Here is a 6,093-nt window from a genome sequence, read left to right as displayed (position 1 = left end):
CGGAAATGCCGGCGCAGGGTGGCGGTGGAGTAGACGTAGACAGGGGTGCCCACCGCGTCGGCGATGGCGGACAGGGGCACGTCCTCCGCATGGAGGACGCGCTTGCGATAGCTGAAGTGATTCACGGAGTTCCGGCGTCCGGGGGGGGAATCGACGAAGGCAGCGGACCGCGCGGCGAGTCGGCCGACGGTTGTGTCTCCGCGGAAGGCGTTTGCGTCTCCGAGCTGGGAGCGGGCGGCTCCTCGGGCGGGCGGGGCGGCGCCTTGATACCGCAGGCCCCCCCTCCCAGCGCGAGCAGCACGACGGCGGTGCGCAGTCGCTGCATGGTGCCTCCCTAGAAGCGGATGCCCATCACGCCGCGGACGGACTGGGCCGTCGCCAGCTCGGCGGGACGGAGGTCCTCGTTCGCATCCTGCAGGCCGCCGAGCGGGAAGAGCACGGACCACTCCACCTTCGCGATGAAGCCATCCTCCGTCTCGTAGCGGGCGCCCAGGTTCGTCTCGATGCCCAGGGACTTGTCCGTGAAGGACGGCGTGGACTCGGCGAAGATGGACTGCGAGTAGATGGCGCTGCCGAAGACATCGAAGCCCTGGGTCAGCGTGTAGCGCACCGTGGGCTTGACGTAGACGGCGTCGGTGACGGTGCCGACGAGCTCGCGCCACAGGATGTTGTCCACGCGGTAGGCGCGGTTGAAGCGGAAGTTGCGGATGAGCCTGTCGGAGCAGCCGCCGATGCCGCAGGTGAACTGCGGGCCGTCCGCGTCGCCCGCCACGGCGGTGCCCGCGCCCTCCCGGCCCGGGTAGGCGCCAAAGCCCGGCGCCCGGTCACCCGAGGCGAAGCCCACCTCGGCCTGGAGGTTGAGCTGGCCGTTGAGCAGCCGGTACTCGCCCTGCAGCACGCCGCCGAAGTTCAGCACGTCCAGCGCCTGGTTCTGGACGGCGCCCTCGACGTTGACGGCCGTCTCGACGCTGCCGATGTTGGCGGCCACCTCGAACTCCACGCGGAAGTTGCGCTCCTCGTAGCGCAGCCACACGTCGGGAATGTAGAGGGTGGCGTTGCGCCGGACGAACCCCTGGGCCGGATCCACCGCCCCGCTGTCATTGCGCGCCGGGCTGAAGCGCTCGGTGCGCCAGGAGAAGTGCAGGCCGTAGTTGAGGACGCCCTGGTTGTTGTCCAGCTTGGCCTTCACCTGCTGCGGGGTGTCGCGGCGCGCCACGGCCAGCACCCAGCTGTGGCTGTCATCCGCGCTGCTCGCGTCGTACTGCGGGCCCTCGTCGCTCTTGTTGTAGAAGCCCTGGCCCTCGTCGTTGAACTCCAGCATGGGCGTCACGTAGAAGCCCTCGAGGGGCTCGGTGACGAACATGACGCGATCCACCCGGTCCCCGAAGTCGCAGTCCAGGCACGAGCCGTCGTTGCGCAGCACGCCCAGGCCCCACTGCGCGTTCATCCGACCGAAGCGCAGCAGACCCACCGGCGTGGACACCTCGCCGTAGGCCTCGCGCACCATCACCGAGTCCTTCACCGAGTTGAGGGCCGAGCGGGGCGGAGTCTGCCCGTCGTTGAAGATGTCGAAGAGGTAGAAGGCGTTGTCCGGGTAGCTGCTCAGGGGCGTGGAGCCCAGCAGCACGTTGTCCAGCGCGTCGAGCTGGACCTTCACCCGCACCTCCTCGGAGATGTTGAAGGTGGGCTCCAGGCGCAGGCGCATGTCGGCGCCGGACTGGGTGCGCTCGGTGGTGCGGGGCGAGCGCGGGAAGAGCTCGCGGCCGGGCGCCCGGCCCAGGTCGAACTGGTAGAGGAGGTTGGGGCGCAGCCGGAAGTAGCCGTCCATCGTGAAGATTTCCAGCTTGCGCTTCTCCTCCACCCACTCCTCCTGCCAGTCACTGGAGAGCGACTGGGTGGCGAGCTGGGCGCGGATCTCCTCGCGCATCTCCTGCTTGGCGGCCTCGAGGCGCTTGTCCACCTCCTGGCGGATGCGCTCCTCGGTGGAGTCGGCGCCCTCCGGGGCCGGGGTGGCGGGCGCGTTCTCCTGGGCGGGAGCCGGGGTACCGGTTTGCGACTCCGGCGTCTGGGCGGTGGCCGTAGCGGAGGCGACGAGCAGGGCCGCCAGCAGGGCGTTGGACGACATAGAGGGTTCTTCTCCGGTGCCGCGCGAGTGCGGCGGGTGCAAAGGGCCGGCGAGTCAAGCGGAGTGCGCCGGGGGTGTCAACGACGTCGAGAGGCCGTCTTTCGCCGTGCGTCCGGGGGTTTACGGCCCGGGTGCAGCGGCTGGCAGCGAGGACAGCAATGGGTGGTGCGCCCCCCTTGGGCAAAGGAGTCCACCGTCGTCCCGCAGCGCGCGCACGGCGTCCCGGCGCGACCGTAGATGAGGAAACGGTTCTCCGCGCCGTCCTCCAGGTACGCGGGCTCCTCGCCCTGCTGCTCCTCCAGGCCGAAGGCGATGGAGGCGTGAATGGCGTCGGCCAGCCGTTGCCACTCCTCGGGGGAGAGGGAGGCGGGCTTGCGCGAGGGGTGCAGCCCCGCGCGGTAGAGCGCCTCGGCGGCATGGATGTTGCCCAGTCCCGTGATGCGCCCCTGGTCCATCAGCGCCACCTTGAGGTCCTGCCTGGAGGGGCCCACGGCCCGCTGGAGCTGCTCGGCGGTGAGGCCATCGGCGAGCGGATCCCTCCCCAACTCCTTCACGGCCTCCAGCGCGTGCAGGCGCGAGGCGGCACAGGGCTCCATGCGGCCAAAGAGGCGCGAGTCGGCGAAGTGGATGACGTCGCCGGAGTCCAGGTGGAGGCGGGCGCGGCTGTAGGGGACGGGGACGCCCTCGGGGCGGCGGACGAACCGGCCCGTCATGCCCAGGTGGGCCAGCAGCCCCCGGCCCCGCTCGAAGGTGAAGAGGAGGTACTTGCCGCGCCGCTCCAGGGACTCCAGCCGGCCCTTCAGGGAGACGAAGTCCTCCCGGCGGGCCCCGCGGAAGACGCGCGAGGCGTCCGCCTCGGCCCGGACGACACGGTGACCGTCCAGCCAATGGACGAGGTTGCGCCGGGCGATTTCCACTTCCGGAAGCTCGGGCATGCGGTGTGCGGCATAACACCATGCGCGAGCGAGAAGCATTTCTTACTTGTTGCCGCGCGCACACCTGCGCGAAGACTTGCCCCGAAAGGCGGCGTCTCCCCCGTACAAGGGACGCCTTTCCACTCAACCGCATCTCCATCATCGGAGGCCCCACATGGCCGACATCCAGAAGAAGTACACGCCGATGCAGTTCACCCATCTCAAGGGTCTCAAGGGCATCAGCGACGCGGTGCTGGAGTCGCACTTCAAGCTGTACGAGGGCTACGTCACCCGCACCAACAAGCTCACCGAGACGCTCTCGGGGCTTCAGTCCCAGGGCCAGGCCCTCGGCTCCAACCCGGCCTACGCCGAGATGACCCGCCGTCTGGGCTTCGAGTACAACGGCATGGTCCTGCACGAGTACTACTTCGGCAACATGAAGCCGGGCGCCACCACCACGCCGGGCGGCAAGCTGAAGCAGGCCATGGAGCAGAGCTTCGGCTCCTACGAGAACTGGCTGGCGGACTTCAAGGCCGTGGGCACCTCGCCGGGCATCGGCTGGGCCGTCACCTTCCAGGATCCGCGCACCGGCTGGCTCTCCAACCACTGGATCACCCTGCACGAGAACGGCAACATCGCCGGCTACACGCCCATCATCGTCATGGACGCGTGGGAGCACGCCTTCGTGCCGGACTACAAGCCCTTCGAGCGCGCCAAGTACGTGGACGCCTACTTCCAGAACCTCGACTTCGAGGCCTGCGAGTCCCGCCTGAAGAAGTAGTCCTTCAGGGGCCTCTGGCTCTCGGCGGCGGAGGGGCTCGACACGGGCCCTTCCGCCGTCGTCGTTTCAGGGCTCCCCGCTAAGGCTTCTTCCGCCGGCTGCGAGGCGGCATCGTGCGCTCCGCCCTCTTTCCCCGAGGCGTCCGCTCCCGCGCCTCACGGGCCGCCAGCGGGAGCATCCGCAGCGAGCCCCGCGTGAGCTCCCGCACCTCACCGCGCACCCCCTCGGGAGCCTTCTCGACCGCCCTGCCCGCTCGGGTCGCGGCCGCCTCCGCGGGGGCCGGAGTCTCGGCGGGCACCGCGCGCGGCTTTCTCTTCTGGGCGCGCCGGTCGAGGAAGGCCAGCATCCGCTCGCGGTGCACGTCGTGGTAGCGCTGCGGCTCGAAGCGGACGGTGCGCGCCTCGATGATGTCCAGGACGGACTCCACCTCGCTCTCGACGGGGCGGGGTCCAGGCAGGGAGAACTCGGAGAAGCTGTCCTGCGGGATGACCTCGTCCGCGTAGTGCAGGGTGGACAGGACGAGCCCCCGCCCCCGAGGCCACACCGCGCACAGGTGTCCCTTCAGGTGCATCACCATCCGCCCGATGCCGACCCGGCCCGCGGCGCGCATGGCCATCGCCATGGCCGCGTAGGCCTTCCACGCGCCCTCCCCCGGCATGAGGTGGTAGGTGGTGTCGAAGAGGATGGGATCGATCTCGGAGATGTCGACGAAGTCCTCCAGGTCGATGGTGCGGCTGGCGCGGGGCTCGAAGGCCTCCAGCTCGCCCTGCGTCAGCTCCACGTAGCGGCCACGGCCCAGGTCGTAGCCCTTCACCACGTGCTCGTAGGACACCTCCTCGCCATCGGCCGAACACACCCGCTTCTGCTGGAGGCGGGCTCCGTCCGCGTCGTGCAGGAGGTGGAACTGCACCTGTTTGGGAGAGACGGCGCCATAGAGCCGCACCGGGACATTCATGGGCCCGAAACCGAGCGAGCCAGTCCAGACAGGACGAGACATAGGGGGCCTCCCTGGCACCCGCATGGGCGCCACCCCCTAACGTTCGTTCGGCCCGGGCGGACGGCAAGGCACTCCGCGCCCCCGGACAGGGGCCCGCCGGCACGCTCGCTCCCGGCGGCGGTGCATATCCGTCGGCCGTGGACGTCCCAGAAGAGACATCGTCACGGAAGGCTTGCCGGGGCCACTCGACGCTGAGTACGAGGCCGGGTCATCCGGCGGTCACACCAGAAAGAAGGAAGCGGCATGCAGCGGATTCTCTTGGCGGTTCTGGGCCTCACCCTGTCCATGGGCCTCACGACGGGGTGCGCGACGATCAAACGCGCGAACGTGGGGCGCACGGCGGCGGCCATCCTCATCTCCGACGAGCAGGAGGAGCAGCTCGGCCGGCAGGTGAAGCAGGAGCTCGAGACGAAGGAGAAGATCAAGTACGTCGAGGACCCGGCGGTGGTGGAGTACGTGCGCAACGTGTCCACGCGCATCCTCCAGCAGGCGAACAAGGACCGGAAGAACGTGAAGTGGAAGGTGAACGTCATCGACGACCCGAAGATGGTGAACGCCTTCGCCACGCCGGGCGGCTACCTGTACGTGTACACCGGGCTGCTGCTGGCGGCGGACAACGAGGCGGAGCTCGCCGGGGTGATGGGGCACGAGGCCGGGCACGTCGTGGGCCGGCACTCGGCACAGGCGATGATGCTTCAGTACGGCGAGCAGGCCGTCATCGAGGCGGCGCTCGGGAAGAACGCGAACATGGTGGCGCAGCTCGCCGCGAGCCTCGCGGGCACGGGCGCGGGACTGGCCTTCAGCCGCGGCAACGAGACGGAGGCCGATGAGCTCGGCGCCAGGTACACGTCGGCGGTGGGCTACGCCCCGCAGGGCCTGGTGACCTTCTTCGGGAAGCTGGCGGCGCAGGAGGGCCAGACGCCGGGCGTGCTGAAGTGGCTGAGTACCCACCCGCCGAGCTCCGAGCGCGTGTCACACTTGACCACCTACATCTCGCAGAAGGGGCTGACGGGCTCGGACCTGGGGGCGGACCGTCTGGCCGCCATCAAGCAGCGCGTGCGCAAGTAGGCCCTTGCCTCAGGGCATGGGGGGAGGCGGCCCCCGCCCCTCCCCTGTGCCCTTCCCCTCCCCCTCGGAGGCCTCCTGGAGCTCGGCGGGGGGCTCGACCTCGGAAGAGGCGTACTCCGCCATGCGTCGGCGCCCGCGCCAGACGGCGAGCCGATCCCGCCCCGAGCGCGGCCCCTCGCCGGAGCTGCCCTTGAGGTGGGGCACTCCG

The 6,093-nt window shown here is 69.7% G+C and carries 5 protein-coding genes and 1 pseudogene; 2 read left to right on the top strand and 4 right to left on the bottom strand.

The features are described from left to right. Nucleotides 1-334 precede the first annotated feature (334 nt). Nucleotides 335-2,125, bottom strand: a complete 1,791-nt coding sequence (locus VF697_RS09680) for a TIGR04551 family protein (RefSeq protein WP_331093533.1) — start codon at nt 2,123-2,125, stop codon at nt 335-337. Between the two features lie 77 nt (nt 2,126-2,202). Then, complete coding sequence (gene mutM, locus VF697_RS09675) at nt 2,203-3,060, bottom strand: bifunctional DNA-formamidopyrimidine glycosylase/DNA-(apurinic or apyrimidinic site) lyase (protein WP_331093531.1); 858 nt, start codon at nt 3,058-3,060, stop codon at nt 2,203-2,205. A 154-nt stretch (nt 3,061-3,214) separates the two neighbouring features. On the opposite strand from mutM, the gene VF697_RS09670 reads away from it, so the two are divergent. Further along, complete coding sequence (locus VF697_RS09670) at nt 3,215-3,820, top strand: Fe-Mn family superoxide dismutase (protein WP_331093529.1); 606 nt, start codon at nt 3,215-3,217, stop codon at nt 3,818-3,820. A gap of 79 nt (nt 3,821-3,899) precedes the next feature. On the opposite strand, the gene VF697_RS09665 is transcribed toward VF697_RS09670, so the two are convergent. After that, nucleotides 3,900-4,817, bottom strand: coding sequence for a Ku protein (locus VF697_RS09665; protein ID WP_331093527.1), 918 nt, complete (start codon nt 4,815-4,817; stop codon nt 3,900-3,902). A 243-nt stretch (nt 4,818-5,060) separates the two neighbouring features. On the opposite strand from VF697_RS09665, the gene VF697_RS09660 reads away from it, so the two are divergent. After that, nucleotides 5,061-5,885: a M48 family metallopeptidase gene (locus VF697_RS09660; RefSeq protein ID WP_331093525.1), complete on the top strand. Its 825-nt coding sequence runs from the start codon at nt 5,061-5,063 to the stop codon at nt 5,883-5,885. A 9-nt stretch (nt 5,886-5,894) separates the two neighbouring features. On the opposite strand, the pseudogene VF697_RS09655 reads toward VF697_RS09660, so the two are convergent. Next, nucleotides 5,895-6,093 (bottom strand): annotated as a pseudogene (locus tag VF697_RS09655) (hypothetical protein); the annotation flags it as partial.

It is taken from the genome of Archangium sp. (assembly GCF_036388035.1).
In the GTDB taxonomy this organism is placed as follows: Bacteria; Myxococcota; Myxococcia; order Myxococcales; family Myxococcaceae; genus Archangium.
The sequence above is the reverse complement of the archived record's forward strand: the minus strand, read 5'-3'. Positions and strand labels throughout refer to the sequence as shown.